General features: G+C 62.6%; 15 protein-coding genes. 9 read left to right on the top strand and 6 right to left on the bottom strand.

The features are described from left to right. Positions 1-42 precede the first annotated feature (42 nt). From NKJ64_RS09205 to NKJ64_RS09170, 8 genes are read left to right on the top strand one after another with little or no spacing between them, the layout of a single operon-like run. Positions 43-630: an amino acid synthesis family protein gene (locus tag NKJ64_RS09205; protein WP_023716181.1), complete on the top strand. Its 588-nt coding sequence runs from the start codon at positions 43-45 to the stop codon at positions 628-630. Further along, positions 623-2,422, top strand: a complete 1,800-nt coding sequence (locus NKJ64_RS09200) for an alpha/beta fold hydrolase (RefSeq protein ID WP_023716180.1) — start codon at positions 623-625, stop codon at positions 2,420-2,422. Before NKJ64_RS09205 ends, NKJ64_RS09200 begins: the two co-directional genes overlap by 8 nt. Continuing rightward, on the top strand, positions 2,419-3,456 hold the full coding sequence (locus tag NKJ64_RS09195; protein ID WP_352462404.1) for an LLM class flavin-dependent oxidoreductase: 1,038 nt from the start codon (positions 2,419-2,421) through the stop codon (positions 3,454-3,456). The genes NKJ64_RS09200 and NKJ64_RS09195 overlap by 4 nt, the downstream gene beginning before the upstream one ends. A gap of 10 nt (positions 3,457-3,466) precedes the next feature. Further along, positions 3,467-4,936, top strand: coding sequence for an aldehyde dehydrogenase (locus NKJ64_RS09190; RefSeq protein WP_023825145.1), 1,470 nt, complete (start codon positions 3,467-3,469; stop codon positions 4,934-4,936). A gap of 60 nt (positions 4,937-4,996) precedes the next feature. Continuing rightward, positions 4,997-6,001 (top strand): ABC transporter substrate-binding protein, encoded by a 1,005-nt coding sequence (locus NKJ64_RS09185; protein ID WP_023716178.1) that lies wholly within the window; start codon positions 4,997-4,999, stop codon positions 5,999-6,001. Positions 6,002-6,060: 59 nt separating this feature from the next. Continuing rightward, positions 6,061-6,921, top strand: a complete 861-nt coding sequence (locus tag NKJ64_RS09180; protein WP_023829979.1) for an ABC transporter permease — start codon at positions 6,061-6,063, stop codon at positions 6,919-6,921. A gap of 1 nt (position 6,922) precedes the next feature. Continuing rightward, positions 6,923-7,723 carry an ABC transporter permease gene (locus tag NKJ64_RS09175; protein WP_023716176.1) on the top strand — a complete coding sequence of 267 codons (801 nt, stop codon included), beginning with the start codon at positions 6,923-6,925 and terminating at the stop codon, positions 7,721-7,723. Further along, a complete protein-coding gene (locus tag NKJ64_RS09170) occupies positions 7,720-8,796 on the top strand; it encodes an ABC transporter ATP-binding protein (RefSeq protein ID WP_023716175.1) in 1,077 nt (358 codons plus the stop codon). Before NKJ64_RS09175 ends, NKJ64_RS09170 begins: the two co-directional genes overlap by 4 nt. Positions 8,797-9,000: 204 nt before the next feature. On the opposite strand, the gene NKJ64_RS09165 is transcribed toward NKJ64_RS09170, so the two are convergent. Together NKJ64_RS09165 and NKJ64_RS09160 are read right to left on the bottom strand one after the other, a co-directional pair. Then, complete coding sequence (locus NKJ64_RS09165; protein WP_023804518.1) at positions 9,001-9,246, bottom strand: hypothetical protein; 246 nt, start codon at positions 9,244-9,246, stop codon at positions 9,001-9,003. A 276-nt stretch (positions 9,247-9,522) separates the two neighbouring features. Further along, entirely contained in the window at positions 9,523-9,759 is a 237-nt protein-coding gene (locus tag NKJ64_RS09160) for a helix-turn-helix domain-containing protein (protein WP_023716174.1), read from the bottom strand. Positions 9,760-9,924: 165 nt separating this feature from the next. Here NKJ64_RS09160 and NKJ64_RS09155 point away from each other — a divergent pair, with 165 nt between their 5' ends. Then, the gene (locus NKJ64_RS09155; protein WP_245260152.1) at positions 9,925-10,437 is read left to right on the top strand and encodes a helix-turn-helix domain-containing protein; all 513 of its coding nucleotides are present in this window, start codon (positions 9,925-9,927) and stop codon (positions 10,435-10,437) included. 16 nt (positions 10,438-10,453) lie between these two features. Here NKJ64_RS09155 and NKJ64_RS09150 read toward each other — a convergent pair whose 3' ends face one another. The 4 genes from NKJ64_RS09150 to NKJ64_RS09135 all read right to left on the bottom strand — a co-directional run bounded on the left by NKJ64_RS09150 (position 10,454) and on the right by NKJ64_RS09135 (position 14,102). Then, complete coding sequence (locus tag NKJ64_RS09150) at positions 10,454-11,707, bottom strand: CapA family protein (protein WP_352462402.1); 1,254 nt, start codon at positions 11,705-11,707, stop codon at positions 10,454-10,456. 74 nt (positions 11,708-11,781) lie between these two features. Then, entirely contained in the window at positions 11,782-12,630 is an 849-nt protein-coding gene (locus NKJ64_RS09145) for a transporter substrate-binding domain-containing protein (RefSeq protein ID WP_023829978.1), read from the bottom strand. Positions 12,631-12,680: 50 nt separating this feature from the next. Then, positions 12,681-13,430 (bottom strand): ABC transporter permease, encoded by a 750-nt coding sequence (locus tag NKJ64_RS09140; RefSeq protein WP_023731781.1) that lies wholly within the window; start codon positions 13,428-13,430, stop codon positions 12,681-12,683. A 12-nt stretch (positions 13,431-13,442) separates the two neighbouring features. Then, positions 13,443-14,102: an ABC transporter permease gene (locus NKJ64_RS09135; protein WP_023683618.1), complete on the bottom strand. Its 660-nt coding sequence runs from the start codon at positions 14,100-14,102 to the stop codon at positions 13,443-13,445. Between the last annotated feature and the right edge of the window lie 218 nt (positions 14,103-14,320).

Genomic DNA, 14,320 nt, shown 5'->3' with positions numbered 1-14,320 from the left:
GGGATTGGACGTTCCGAGGCATCACCTACCCGAGGAAATCCAATGCAGACCGCCATCCGTAAGATCGTGACTTATACCGAGAACACGCTGATCGAAGGCGGCAAGGCCACCCCCCGGCCGCTGCGCCTTATCGGCGTCGCCGCGGTGCTGACCAATCCCTGGGCAGGTCGCGGCTTCACCGACGATCTGTCGCCCCAAATCCGAGCCTGTGCGCCGGTGCTGGGGGAGATCCTGACCCGCGAGATCGTTGCCGTCGCCGGTTCCGGCGAGGCTATCGAGGGCTATGGCAAGGCCGCCATCTGCGGTACGTCGGGCGAGATCGAGCATGCGTCGGCGCTGATCCACACACTCCATTTCGGCAATCATTATCGGCGTGCCGTCGGCGCCAAGACCTATCTTGCCTTCACCAATCTGCGCGGCGGGCCAAACACGCCGATCATGATCCCGCTAATGGATAAGAATGACGAGGGACGGCGCTCGCATTACCTGACCGTGCATTTCCAGATCGGCGATGCGCCGGCGCCGGACGAACTGGTGGTCGCGCTTGGCGCTTCGATCGGCGGTCGCCCGCATCACCGCATCGGCGACCGCTATCAGGACCTCAAGGAGCTTGGGGACGTGCATGGCTGATGCTTCCGCATGGGCTCGACAGGGCACGGCGCCCGACGGCACCGGCTTCATCCGGGCCGGTGTCGGTGCCCCAGTGCTGTTCATCCATGGTGTCGGCATGAACGCTGCGATCTGGCAGCCGCAGCTCGAGCGCATGGCTGGCCGCTTCGACGCGATCGCCATCGACATGCTCGGCCATGGTCAGTCGCCGCTGCCACCGCAAGATCCGGAACTGGCCGATTATGCCGACCAAGCCATTCGCCTCCTCGACCATCTCGGCCTCGACAAGGTATCCGTCGTCGGCCACTCGATGGGTGCACTCGTTGCTCAGGAACTCGCGCTGCGCGCACCGGAGCGCGTCCGCCGCATCGTTTCACTGAATGCCGTGTTCCGGCGTACACCTGAACTGGCCGAAGCCGTTCGCCAGCGCGCGGTGGCGCTCAACGGCCGCAGCGATACGGCCGGCACGGCACGGACCATCGCCCGCTGGTTCGGCGATCCGGTGCCGGTCGAGTTGGAAGCGGCAGCGCAGAAGACGGCATCCGCACTGAGCGCGGTCGACCCGGAAGGCTATGCCCGCACCTATCGCCTGTTCACTCGTGCCGACGGCGATCATGCTGATCGCCTGCCGACGCTGGCCGTGCCGGCCCTGTTCATGACCGGCTCCGAGGACAGGAACTCTTCACCGGCAATGTCAGCCGCGATGGCACGCCTGGCGCCGCATGGCCGCTGCACGGTACTGCCGGGTGAGAAGCACATGATGGCGGTCGCGGCACCGGACCTCACCACGCGCTGCATCGTTGACTTCCTCACCGAGGACGAAGCGACCGAACAAGACGGCCCTGCGCAAGCGAATACCGGGTTCGACAGCGGCGAATTCCGCCGTGCGCTTGGCTCCTTCCTCACCGGCGTCACCATCGTCACCACGATCGGCCCCGAAGGCGAGCCGCGCGGCTTCACCGCCAACTCCTTCACCTCGGTCTCGCTCGATCCGCCGCTGGTGCTGGTCTGCATCGCACACAAGGCGCTTGGCCATCCCGTCTTCGCGACATCGAAGAGCTTCGCCATCAACGTTCTCAACGAGGGTCAAAAGGCAGCGTCCGGCATCTTCGCCTCGAAAGTGGCCGACAAGTTCGCCGCCGTTGCCTGGCGGCCGGGACGGACCGGCAGCCCTGTGCTGGACGGCTCCGTCGCGTCCTTCGACTGTGACATGGAGCGACTGGTCGAGGCCGGCGATCATTCGATCCTCATTGGGCGCGTCCGCGATTTCCAGCACAATTCCTCGCAGCCGCTCGGCTATTGCCGCGGCGCCTATGTCGCACCCGGCCTCAGCCAGGACGCGCTCGCCGCAACCCAACCCGGCACCGATGTTGGCGCCATCCTCGAAAATGGCGGCCGGATCCTGTTCGTGGAAACCGCGGACGGTTTTGAACTGCCGCGTGGCCGGGGATTGGGCTCGGCGGGCGATGGCAATAGCCTCCGAGGGTTGCTTGTGGCAAAGGCCATTGAGGCTCAGCTCGGCTTCCTTTTCGCCGTCTGGGACGATGCCGGAACTGTTTCACGCACGCATGTCTACTATCGCGGCACGTTCGACGTGCCCGCTTCCAGCGATCGCGGCATCCGGCTGATCGAGATCGACGCGATCGAAGGATTGAAGATCGCCGATCCGGCCATCCGCTCGATGCTCGCGCGCTATGTCAGGGAATGCTCGGTGGATGCATTCGGTGTCTATGTCGGCAACAATGTCGAAGGCGAGGTCCGGCCGCTCGCCAGCGCCGGCGCTTCCGCCGTCAATACAGGTGACCAGCGATGAAATTCTCGCTCTTCGTGCACATGGAACGATCGGACCTGGCCAAGCCGCATTCCGAGCTTATGACCGAGCTAGAAGAACTGGTCCTGCTGGCCGAGCAGGCAGGGTTCGAGACCGCCTGGATCGGCGAGCATCACGGCATGGAATTCACCATCTCGCCGAACCCCTTCATCAACATCGCCTATCTTGCCGCCAAGACCAGCCGCATCCGCCTCGGTACCGGAACCGTGATCGCGCCCTTCTGGCACCCGATCAAGCTTGCCGGCGAAGCCGCGATGGCCGACGTAATCAGCGGCGGCCGGCTCGACATCGGCATCGCGCGCGGCGCCTACAGCTATGAATATCAGCGCATCTTTCCAGGCCTCGACGCCTGGGGGGCCGGCCAGCGCATGCGCGAGATCATACCGGCGATCCGCGGCCTCTGGGACGGCGACTTCGAACTCTCCGGCGAGTTCTGGCAATTCCCGGCCACCACCTCCTCGCCCAAGCCGCTGCAGAAACCCTACCCGCCGATCTGGGTGGCGGCCCGCGACCCGAATTCGCATGATTTCGCCGTCGCCAATGGCTGCAAGGTCCAGGTGACGCCGCTGGCTTCCGGCGATCACGAGGTGACCAGCCTGATGCAGCGCTTTAACGGCGCCTGCACCGCGCATCCCGAGATCGAAAGACCGGAAATCATGCTTTTGATGCACACCTTCGTCGCCGAAGACGCGACCGATGCCGATCGCCTCACCCAGGACCTGTCGACTTTCTACTGCCAGTTCGGCGCCTGGTTCCAGAACAAGAAGCCGGTGCATCAAGGCATATTGGAGCCGCTGACGGCGGATGAGATCGCCGCCATGCCGCAATACGCGCCGGACAAGATCAGGCAGAACCTGGTAATTGGCGAGGCTGATGAGGTCATCGCCCGGCTGAAGGCTTATGAGGCGCTCGGCTACGACCAGTATTCGATCTGGATCGACAGCGGCCTTTCGCACCAGCGCAAGATGAAATCGCTGCAATTGTTCATCGACCGGGTGATGCCGGCCTTCCTCTGATCGCGAGCCCATGACCGACGCTGTTTTCAGGAACTTCATCGACGGCCGCTTCGACGAGCCGTCCGCCACGTTCGACAGCGTCGACCCATCGGCCGGGACGGCCTGGGCCAGGATGCCGGCGGCGAGCGAAGCCGATGTCGACCGTGCCGTCGGGGCGGCGCACCGCGCACTGCGCTCAGACCTATGGCGAAGGATGACTGCGACAGCGCGTGGAAAACTGCTGGTCAAGCTCGGCGACCTCGTCGCCGCCAATGTCGGGCGCCTTGCAGAACTCGAGACGCGCGACACCGGCAAGATCATCCGCGAAACCCGCGCCCAGATCGCCTATGTCGGCGACTACTACCGCTATTATGGCGGGCTTGCCGACAAGCATGAAGGCACGCATGTGCCTGTTGACAAGGCGGATCTCGACGTCACCATACGCAGCGAACCGATCGGCGTCGTTGCCGCGGTGGTGCCGTGGAATTCGCAGCTCTTCCTCTCGGCCGTCAAGCTCGGCCCGGCGCTCGCCGCCGGCTGCACCATCGTGCTCAAGGCCTCCGAAGATGGGCCGGCGCCGCTGCTTGCCTTTGCCGAATTGGTTCATGAGGCCGGCTTTCCAGCCGGTGTCGTCAACATCCTCACCGGCTTTGGCCATGATTGCGGCCGGCGCCTGACCAGCCATCCGCTGGTTTCGCGCGTCGCCTTCACCGGCGGTCCGTCGACGGCGCGCGCCGTCGTCAGGAACACGGCGGAAAACCTTGCCTACACCACGCTCGAACTCGGTGGCAAAAGCCCGGTCGTCGTCTTTGCCGACGCCGACCTCGACAGTGCCGCCAATGCGGTGGTCGCCGGCATTTTCGCGGCGACCGGCCAGAGCTGCGTCGCCGGCTCGCGGCTGCTGGTTGAACGTTCGGTGAAGGATGAATTCCTCGCTCGCCTGAAGCGCAAGGCCGAGGCGATTCGCATCGGCGATCCGCAGGATCCGGCGACCGAAATGGGTCCGCTCGCCACGCTGCGGCAGCGCGACTGGATCGAGAAGGTTGTCGCGGAAAGCCTCACCGCGGGCGGCATGCTGGTCACCGGTGGAACACGGCCAGTCGGCAGCGGCTTCTACTACGCACCGACCATCATCGATGCCGGCGGCAGCGACCTGCCCTGCGTGCGGGAGGAATTGTTCGGACCGGTGCTCAGCGTGCTTGCCTTCGACAGCGAAGCGCAGGCGCTGGCACTCGCCAATGACACTCCGTTCGGCCTGGCTTCCGGCGTGTTCACCAGCAATCTCGGCAAGGCGCATCGCATGGCGCGCGACATCCATGCCGGCGTTGTCTGGGTCAACACCTATCGCGCCGTATCGCCGCTCGTTCCGTTCGGCGGCTACGGTCTGTCGGGCCTCGGCCGCGAAGGCGGTCTCGACGCCATCAGAGACTACACGCGCTCGAAATCCGTATGGATCAACACCTCGGACGAGCCGATCCCCGATCCCTTCGTCATGCGCTGAGTTGCGCAGGACGCAGGTGCACTGAGAAAAACAAGAACAGACCAACAGAGGAGAATGACAATGAAATTGATTTTGACCGGCCTGCTGGCCGGACTGCTCGCGGCGACAGCCGCCAAGGCCGATGAGATGGCGTTCACCAGCTGGGGCGGCACCACGCAGGAGGCGCAGACCAAGTCCTGGGCCGCCCCCTTCGAGGCCAGCTCCAGCATCAAGGTTTTGCAGGATGGACCGACCGACTACGGCAAGCTCAAGGCCATGGTCGACGCCGGCAACGTCACCTGGGATGTCGTCGACGTGGAGATGGATTTCGCCATCAAGGCCGCCAAGGACGGACTGCTCGAGCCGATCGACTATGCGGTCGTGCCCAAGACCGATCTCGACCCGCGCTTCAGCAATGAGCATGCCGTCGGCAGCTTCTACTATTCCTTCGTGCTCGCCTGGAACAAGGGCGCGGTCGCGAGCGAACCGGCCGGCTGGGCCGACATGTTCGACACCAAGAAGTTTCCCGGCAAGCGGACCTTCTACAAATGGTCGGCGCCGGGCGTGATCGAGATCGCTCTGCTGGCCGACGGCGTGCCGGCGGACAAGCTCTATCCGCTCGACCTCGCCCGTGCCTTCAAGAAGCTCGACACCATCAAGTCCGACATCGTCTGGTGGGGCGGCGGCGCCGAGTCGCAGCAGTTGATCGCCTCCGGCGAGGCCGCCTTCGGGCAATTGTGGAACGGGCGCGTCTTCGCCCTTCAGCAGGACGGCACCGATGTCGGCGTCTCCTGGAACCAGAACCTCACCGCCGCCGACGTGCTCGTCGTGCCGAAGGGTACCAAGAACAAGGCCAGCGCGATGAAGTTCCTTGCCGCCGCCACCAGCCCGACCGGCCAAGCGAAATTCGCCGAAGCAAGCGGCTATGCGCCCATCAACACCAAGGCCAAGGCGGAGATGCCGGCCGATTCCGTCAAGGCCCTGCCAGATGCCCATGTCGAGGGCCAGATCAACCTGGACATGAACTACTGGGCCGAGCATCGCGACGAGATCGCGACGCGCTGGTATGCCTGGCAGACCAAGTAACACCGTTGCAGACCGACGGGGCGCGGCTTGCGCGCCCCGTTTCGAGACAGGACCGCTCGATGCAAGGAAATTCTCCTAGACGCGGCTCGATCGTCGGCCTGCCGACCGGCAGTGGCAGCGCCTTGCCGGCCCTGTTCCTGGTCGGGCTGTTCTTTATCGTGCCGGTGGTCGCCCTGCTGCTGCGCAGCGTCACCGATCCCGAACCGGGCTTACAGAACTACGCGGCGCTGTTCGGCAGCGGCACCTATGTGCGGGTGTTCCTCAACACCTTTCTGGTTGCATCGGTCGTAACCGCCGTCACCATCCTGGTGGCGTTCCCCGTCGCCTGGATGCTGGCGATCATGCCGCCCGCCCTGGGCTCGATCGTCTTCGGCATCATCATCCTGTCTATGTGGACGAACCTTCTTACCCGCACCTATGCGTGGATGGTGCTGCTGCAGCGCACCGGTGTCATTAACCGGGCACTGATGGGCCTGGGCATCATTCACGAACCGCTGCCGCTCATCAACAATCTGGCCGGCGTCACCATCGGCATGGTCTACATCATGCTGCCCTTCATGATCCTGCCGCTGGTCGGCACACTGAGGTCGATAGACCCGATGACGCTGCGCGCGGCAGCCCTTTGCGGCGCAAGCGCGTTCGAGGCCTTCCGCCGCATCCTCTTGCCGCTGTCGCTTCCCGGCGTCGCTGCTGGCGGCCTGATGGTCTTCGTCATGTCGCTTGGCTACTTCGTCACCCCGGCCCTGCTCGGTGGCACATCGAACATGATGCTGGCCGAGATGATCGCCCAGACGGTGCAGTCGCTGCTCAACTGGGGGCTCGGCAGTGCGGCCGCCTTTGTCCTGCTTGCCGTCACCATGGCGCTCTACGCGATCCAGTTTCGCCTGGTTGGGGCCAGGCGCGCCGGGGGAGGGACCTGACATGCTGCTCGACTATGAACGGCTCGGATGGCTGCGGATGGTGCTTGGCGGCTTCACGGCGGCCGTCACGGCTTTCCTGCTGCTGCCGGTGGTCTTCATCGTGCTCCTGTCATTCGGCTCGTCGCGCTGGCTGGCCTTTCCGCCACCCGGCTGGACGCTGAAATGGTATCAGCAATTACTGGGCGACCCGACCTGGATCGATGCCGCTCTGACCAGTGCCCGAATTGCCGCCATGGCCGCTATCCTCGCCGTCATCATCGGCCTGTTCGCCTCCTTCAGCCTGGTCAGGGGTGAGTTTCGCGGACGCCAGGTCCTGCGCGGCTTGCTGTTGACGCCGATGGTGCTGCCGGTGGTCGTTTTCGCCATCGCCATCTACGCCTTCTTCCTGCGCATCGGCCTTGCCGGCACCACGGTCGGCTTCGTCATCGCCCACACCATCTTGGCGCTGCCTTTCGCCATCATTCCGATCACGGCCGCGCTCGAGGGTTTTGACAAATCCATCGAGGACGCGGCCATCGTCTGCGGCGCCAGCCCGCTGCAGGCGAGGCTTAGGATCACCTTGCCGTCGATCAGGATCGGCATCTTCTCGGCGGCGATCTTCTCTTTCCTGGCCTCATGGGACGAGGTCGTGGTGGCGATCTTCATGGCGAGCCCGAGCTTGCAAACCTTGCCGGTGAAAATCTGGGGCAGCCTGCGCGCCGACCTCAGCCCGGTCGTCGCCGCCGCCTCCAGCCTGCTTGTCGGCTTGACCTTGTGCCTGATGATCGTGACCGCACTCCTTCGCAGAAAATTGACCAGATGATCCCTCCCTTCCTGTCCATACGCGCAGTAAGAAAGACGTTCGGTGCCTTCGTCGCCGTCCACGACGTCACCGTCGATGTGCCCAAGGGCGAGTTCCTGACGTTCCTCGGCCCGTCGGGCTCCGGCAAGTCGACCACGCTGTACGCCATCGCCGGTTTCCAGGATCCGAGCTCGGGCGATGTGCTCCTGGAGGACAGATCGCTGCTTTCGGTGCCGTCGCACAAGCGCAACATCGGCATGGTGTTCCAGCGCTACACCCTTTTTCCGCATCTGAGCGTCGCCGAGAACGTCGCCTTTCCGCTGCGCGTGCGCCGCCGGCCCGACGGTGAGGTCAAGCGCAAGGTTGCCGACATGCTGGCGCTGGTGCGCCTCGAAAACTTCGCCGACCGCCATCCGGGCGCGCTGTCTGGCGGCCAGCAGCAGCGCGTGGCGCTTGCACGCGCGCTGGCCTACGACCCACCGATCCTCTTGATGGACGAACCGCTGTCGGCACTCGACAAGAAGTTGCGCCAGGAGATCCAGGCCGAGATCCGCCGCATCCACCGCGAGACAGGCGTCACGATCCTCTATGTCACGCATGACCAGGAGGAGGCGCTGCATCTTTCGGATCGCATCGCTCTGTTCAGGGAAGGCCGTATCGAACAGATCGGCACCGGTGAGGATCTTTACCTCCGGCCGGCGAGCGAGTTTGTCGCCGGCTTCATCGGCAACTCGAATTTCCTGCCGGCCGAGCATCTGCTAACCGCAGGTGGCGCGTCGACGGTCCGCCTGGCCGACGGCTCGATCGTGACCGGCGTAAAGACGACAACATCCTTTGGTCAAGGTCAAAAGGTGCGCCTGATGGTACGCCCCGAAGCCTTCCGCCTGACGCCCGGGCCAGCGAGCGCAGCACTCGGCGTCGAGATCGTCGATACCGCCTTCTTCGGCGACCGCCGGCGCATCGTGGCGCGCACGGCGGCCGGAGAAGATATCGACGTCAGGCCAACCTCCGATGCAGAGGAAGCGGACAGCGCCATCGCACCGGGTCAACGCATTTTCTTCGATCCTGCCTCGGCATTCCTGTTCCCTGGCTAGGGCTTGGATTGCGCCCTGTCAGGTCGATTCCATTGCGGCATGAAAGTCCGCTTGTGAAAATTCGTGCTTAGAAGCTGACAGTCCCCTTTCGGCCCCTTTTCAGTCGTTCAATGTCACCTGTGCGGATGGCCGCACCTAGTGCAAAAAGCAAGCGGGACGTCGGCGATGAGATTTAGACGATCGCTCGAAGCTGCGCGTTGTTCGCTATTGCCGTTTGGCCAAGCGCACGCCAGCGCCACCGCCGTTTTCCGAAATGAACTCGATGCCCGCCCTTTCCAGGGCACCACGGATCGCATTCCGATTTGCTATTGTGATTGGAGGGACGCCATCCGCAGCTTCTGCGCGCCTAACTGTGGCTACTCCCACGCTCGCCGCATCGGCCAAATCTTCGGCACTCCAACGTATTAATCCTCGCGCTCCTCTGATCTGGGCGCCCATAATTTCTTTCATATCATCTAATTTCAAGTTGATCACTTATGGCTCATGTGATATGAAATAGCTCACATAGTTTTTCTGCTTCCAAAGTTTCATAGGAGCAGGGGCTCACATTTGGACTCGGCTGAGGACGTGCGTCGGGGAGTCATCCCAGCCTGACCACAACCAAGCTTCAGGAAACTCGGATCATGGCTGATTCCGACAATACCACGACTTTGCCTCTCGTCACCCGCCGGAGGGTAGTTGTGGCGGTTGCAGCTGCGAGAACCTGTCCTTCCGCCAACGGGACATTCAAGCCTGAGGATCTAAGAGCCGAACACCTTCACCCTTTTGACCAGCGGATAAGAATTCGACACCCGCCTTTATCAGGGCCGCCTCAATGGCCTGCAAAGTGCTGATCCGGGAATCTACCTTGCCGTTTTCCAACCGGGTCAGAGCGTTCAGCGACACGATTGCCTTGTCCGCAAGCTCCTGCTGCGACCAACCAAGCAAAGCTCGTGCGGCTCGAATCTGTCGTGGACTGACCATGAGGCCACAATCGGCAGGCAGATTTTCTTTGCCACCAATAGGGTCATTTTGCACCCCATAAGGTATATAAAATGGCGAGTCGACCTGCAGATCACATCGGTGCGGAGAGCCCGGCGCGTGGCGACAGACTCTCTGTCCGGCTGACTAATGGAGGATCGAAAGGCCTTGTTGAAACCGCAACGCTCAGTCCTCCTTCGGACGGGGCCGAAGCCGAAGATCGAAAGCGACCCGCATCCCGCCGATCAGCATGTCGGCAGGCAGATTGCGACGGTTCGCGTCCAATCGGACGTATCGCAAGCCCAGCTTGCCCGATCCATCGGCATCAGTTTCCAGCAGCTGCAGAAATACGAGAACGCGCGCAATCGCGTGAGCGCGTCGATGCTCTACGAGATCGCCAGTTCGCTCGGCGTTCCTGTCGGCCGCTTCTTTGAAGGCCTGCCGGGAAACGATGAAACCCGCGTCGAGGCGCGGCCCCTGCCGGTCGATGAGCGCCTGGATTTCATTGCCAGCGCGGAGGGTCGGCGACTGATTGAAGGGCTAGTGAAACTTCCGCCGCGTGTGCGCGGTCGCGTCTCGTCCCTGATCGCGGCGTTAGGAGAAGAACTGGCCCAGCTAGACACAAAGGCAGATAGCGAGACGGGCGGCGAGTCCCCGCCGGCGGAATGCAAGACGGTGTGAGCGGTCGGTCGGGCCGTCAGCCGAATTTTCGTGCAGCGGGCAGGGCGATGCGGCCGCAAGTCGGGGACACTTCGATTTCGACGCCGAACGCCCGCGATCGGGTCGCGAATCCCTCGAGGATGTCTCGCGCCGCGCTTCCAGCGACGGCGACGGGTACCAATCTGCCCGTTGCTGATCCGAGAGACTGAGCTTTCGCGCCGATCACGACGGGCAGGAGGTCTATTCCTGCGAGGTTTCCGCTCCCATCATAGCGGCAGGCCGCGACGATGCTTTGCCAGACTTCCGGTGGATCCCATTCGGTTTCCTTCGGGTGGACGTGGAAAAGGAAATTTCCGAGGCCGTAGAAGATCGGCGAGCCATTGTAGATTTCCACTGCCTGCAGCACCGGAGCACCGTGGCTGACGAACAGGTTGGCGCCGGCGTCGATGCACATCCTGGCAAAGGCCTGCACCCAGCGCGGCACGTTCTGCCAACCTGGTTCCCAATGATGGTGGTGCAGATAGGCAATGACGAAATCGCCTTGTGCCGCGGCGTGCCGGATGGCGGACAGATGGATGGCTGCGCTCTGCTGGTCGACTTCGATGAGGCGGCCGAAATCGGCGGCTTGCGTGAACACGGTGCCGTAGAAATTGATCTCCTTGCCGGCTGCCACCTCTACCGGGTCCTCCGGTTGCGCATAGTTGGCCAGTTCAAACGGGGAGCTTTGCAAATGGGCGCCCAGCCTTGCCAGTCTGCTGAAATGTCCGTCCGGCACCCCCATCTTGCGAACGGTGCTCAGGCGATTGACGCCCGGCCGAACCGGCCGGAAGGCCGTACGGTCTTCGGCATACATGTTGGTCGGGCCAGGGCCTGCATCCATCGCAAGAAGTGCGACCTCGCGCGCGCCCAGCTGGCGGCGGCCCGGTTTCCTCGCATCCGTCTCGTCGGCCCCGATGCCGGCATGGAGGAAGCCCCGCGCTTCCACCTCCTCCAGCGTCGACAGGATGCCGCCAACGCCGAGATCGAAGGCGTGGTTGTTTGCGAGCGCAAGCGCGTTGAAACCGTTCGCCTGCAATGCGTCGAGCACTTCAGCCCTGGAATATCCGAAGTATTTGCCCTTGGTCGGCCACCCGCCGTGCTTGCCCAGGATCGTCGACTCGAAGTTGGTGAAGACGACGTCGCCTTGTCGCAGGAAGTCCGTAACCGCGATGAAGCGTTCGTCTTTGATGTCACGGATATCGTGCTTGATCAGGGATTGGCCGGTAACGACCGCGCAGAACTGGTCTTTCATGGGGCTCGCCTTGAAGGAGGGGAGGGCGCTGGCATTCCGGCCGGCGCCACGTCAATGTCGAAGTCGGTTGCTGCCTATTGCGCGACTGCAGGCGAGATATCGCTTTTGAACCATTTCAGGCTCAGCGCCTTGATCGTCCCATCCTTGGTGGCCGCGTCGATGGCCGCGTTGAACCTGGCGAGCAACTCCGTATCGTCTTTGCGCAGACCTGCGCCGACGCCCGGCCCCCAGAGCCCGCCATTCAGTTCAGGGCCGAAAAACACCACATCCGAGCCGGAAGGCGTCTCCAGAAAATCTCGCCACGTGAAATAGTCGGCCAGACCGCCGTCGATGCGACCTGCAGCAAGATCGAGCTTCATGTTGTCCTGGCTGTCATAACTGCGGATGGTCACGACATCGCCCAGCATTTCCTTCACCACTGCTTCCGAATTCGACGAGCGCAGGGCCCCGATCGCCCTGCCGGCGAGTGTCGATCTGAGGCGCTCGATGGTCGCCTTTTCCTTGTCGCCGATGGTCGAAAGGTTGACCTTCTGCTTGATGTCGCCGGCGTCGAGGCCCAGGTCCTTGCGCACAACGAACTGGTTGAAGCCGGTGGCGTAGGGGATCGAGAACGCGATCGACTGCTTGCGTTTTTCCGTGATCGCCATGCCGGACATGATGACGTCGAACTTGCCGACAAGCAGTGCCGGGATGATCCCGTCCCAATCCTGCGGGACGAAGGTACATTTGATCTCGATGCGACGGCACAGTTCCAGTCCGACATCGATATCGTAGCCATAGAGTTGACCGTTCGCGTCGGTGCTGTCCCAGGGAGGCGAGGCGCCTTCGGAGGCGATCGATATGACGCGCGCGCTTTCGGCGCCAGCGGGGAATGCCGACATCAGGGATGCGACAGAAACAGCAATAGCCAGGGGTATGCGCATGATGCACCTCTTCTTTGGTTTGTGATGGAGGGAGCCCAGAACCTGCGGCGTCAGGGCAGGGGCGTCGTGATCTCTGGATCAGGTAGGGCGGGGCGCAATCGCGCCTTTCGTCGACGCACCGGATGGCCGTCGCCCGAGAGCCATCGCTCCAGCAACTGGATCGCTTTCACCGCGATCGAGGTGAGCGATAGGTAGATCGCTCCGGCGACGACGAAGATCTCGTACGGCGCGAACGTGGTCGACACCATCTGTCTCGCCATCCCGGTGATCTCGAGAAGCGTCACGGTGCTGGCCAGGGACGAGCCCTTGATCATCCCGACGATCTCGTTGCCGTAGGCCGGGAGCGATATCCTGAAAGCGATCGGGAAGGTGACCAGGCGAGCGATCTGGAAGCGTTTCAAGCCCAGAGACGTGGCCGCCTCGGTGACACCCTTAGGCACGGACTGGAGACCACGGCACAGGATTTCGGTGGTGTGTGCCGCGCTGTTCAGCGAAAATGTCAGAAGGGCGCACCAAAAGGGGTCGCGCAGGATCACCCAGAAGATGCTGGCCCGCACCGCCTCGATCTGAGCGAGGCCGTAATAGAGCAGGAAGAGCTGAACAAGCATCGGCGTTCCGCGGATCACATAGGTGTATGAGAGCACTGCGAGCGAGAGGCCGGGGCGTCCGAAAGCGCGCATGAAGGCCAGCGGCACGGACAGAAGAAATCCGGCCGTCAGCGACAACACCGTCAGGATCAATGTAAGACCGATGCCCGAGGGCAAGACAACCAGTGCGTCAAATATCAAGCCGAGGTTCATGGGCCTTCCCTCCTACCGGCCGAGAGCCGGATAGCGCCGCTCAGTCAGCCGGATCGACAGCAACGTGACGGTGGTCAGCGACAGATAGAGAGCGGAGGCCGCAAGGTAGAAGGTCAATGGTGCGCGCAAGGATCCGGCCCCCACATACGCAACGCGCATGATGTCGGTCAGGCCGACGATCGAAACCAGTGCGGTATCCTTGAAGAGCGAAATCCAGAGATTGCCATAGGCAGGCAGCGCCAGCCGCAGCATCTGCGGACCGATGACGAACATCCAGCGCTGCCAGGCGTTCAGCCCAAGCGACTTTGCCGCTTCGGTTTGGCCCGCTGGCACTGCCGCAATCGCGCCGCGAAACACTTCGGTCGCATAACCGCTGAAAATGACCGAGAGCGCGATAACCCCTGCGGTGAATGCGTTCACCTCGACATACCGGCCGGCGATCTTGCTGGCGAGCGTGGTTCCGCCGAAGTAGATGAGCAGGATAACGAGAAGTTCTGGTACACCACGGACGACTGTGGTGTAGGCGGCCACGACCGCGTTGAGGCGCGGCTTTGCCGTGCCCTTCGAAATCGCCAAAAACAGCCCGAATGCCGTACCCAGGCAGCCGCTGACAAGAGCCAGGCTTATGGTCACGGTAAGTGCGACAACAAACTGAGTAGTAAAACCACCCATGGGGCGCTTTCCTCGGCTCGCAATTGCCGCAGGATACGCCGGTCTTTATTGCCGAGACCAAGCCATATAACCCAAGGTTGCGAGTTGTTATATTTCTAATGTGCAGTTAATTTGAGATACTGGCCAATTCTAACGCTTAAAATTACACACTCAATCTATAACTTTTATTATTTTATCTATAACGCGTCGTTATATACTGAGGCAGTTCGTTGCTCCCC

It is taken from the genome of Mesorhizobium sp. M0062 (assembly GCF_040323125.1).
Classification (GTDB): Bacteria; Pseudomonadota; Alphaproteobacteria; order Rhizobiales; family Rhizobiaceae; genus Mesorhizobium.
Note: the sequence above shows the minus strand (reverse complement) of the source record. Positions and strands in the feature narration are given on the sequence as shown.

Bases quoted from the DNA above. Each gene is read 5' to 3' on its own strand.
- NKJ64_RS09160 (WP_023716174.1), bottom strand. From the start codon at position 9,759: ATGGTCAGTCCACGACAGATTCGAGCCGCACGAGCTTTGCTTGGTTGG.
- NKJ64_RS09170 (WP_023716175.1), top strand. From the start codon at position 7,720: ATGATCCCTCCCTTCCTGTCCATACGCGCAGTAAGAAAGACGTTCGGT.
- NKJ64_RS09185 (WP_023716178.1), top strand. From the start codon at position 4,997: ATGAAATTGATTTTGACCGGCCTGCTGGCCGGACTGCTCGCGGCGACA.
- NKJ64_RS09200 (WP_023716180.1), top strand. From the start codon at position 623: ATGGCTGATGCTTCCGCATGGGCTCGACAGGGCACGGCGCCCGACGGC.
- NKJ64_RS09205 (WP_023716181.1), top strand. From the start codon at position 43: ATGCAGACCGCCATCCGTAAGATCGTGACTTATACCGAGAACACGCTG.
- NKJ64_RS09195 (WP_352462404.1), top strand. From the start codon at position 2,419: ATGAAATTCTCGCTCTTCGTGCACATGGAACGATCGGACCTGGCCAAG.
- NKJ64_RS09150 (WP_352462402.1), bottom strand. From the start codon at position 11,707: ATGAAAGACCAGTTCTGCGCGGTCGTTACCGGCCAATCCCTGATCAAG.
- NKJ64_RS09180 (WP_023829979.1), top strand. From the start codon at position 6,061: ATGCAAGGAAATTCTCCTAGACGCGGCTCGATCGTCGGCCTGCCGACC.
- NKJ64_RS09145 (WP_023829978.1), bottom strand. From the start codon at position 12,630: ATGCGCATACCCCTGGCTATTGCTGTTTCTGTCGCATCCCTGATGTCG.
- NKJ64_RS09175 (WP_023716176.1), top strand. From the start codon at position 6,923: ATGCTGCTCGACTATGAACGGCTCGGATGGCTGCGGATGGTGCTTGGC.
- NKJ64_RS09165 (WP_023804518.1), bottom strand. From the start codon at position 9,246: ATGAAAGAAATTATGGGCGCCCAGATCAGAGGAGCGCGAGGATTAATA.
- NKJ64_RS09140 (WP_023731781.1), bottom strand. From the start codon at position 13,430: ATGAACCTCGGCTTGATATTTGACGCACTGGTTGTCTTGCCCTCGGGC.
- NKJ64_RS09190 (WP_023825145.1), top strand. From the start codon at position 3,467: ATGACCGACGCTGTTTTCAGGAACTTCATCGACGGCCGCTTCGACGAG.
- NKJ64_RS09135 (WP_023683618.1), bottom strand. From the start codon at position 14,102: ATGGGTGGTTTTACTACTCAGTTTGTTGTCGCACTTACCGTGACCATA.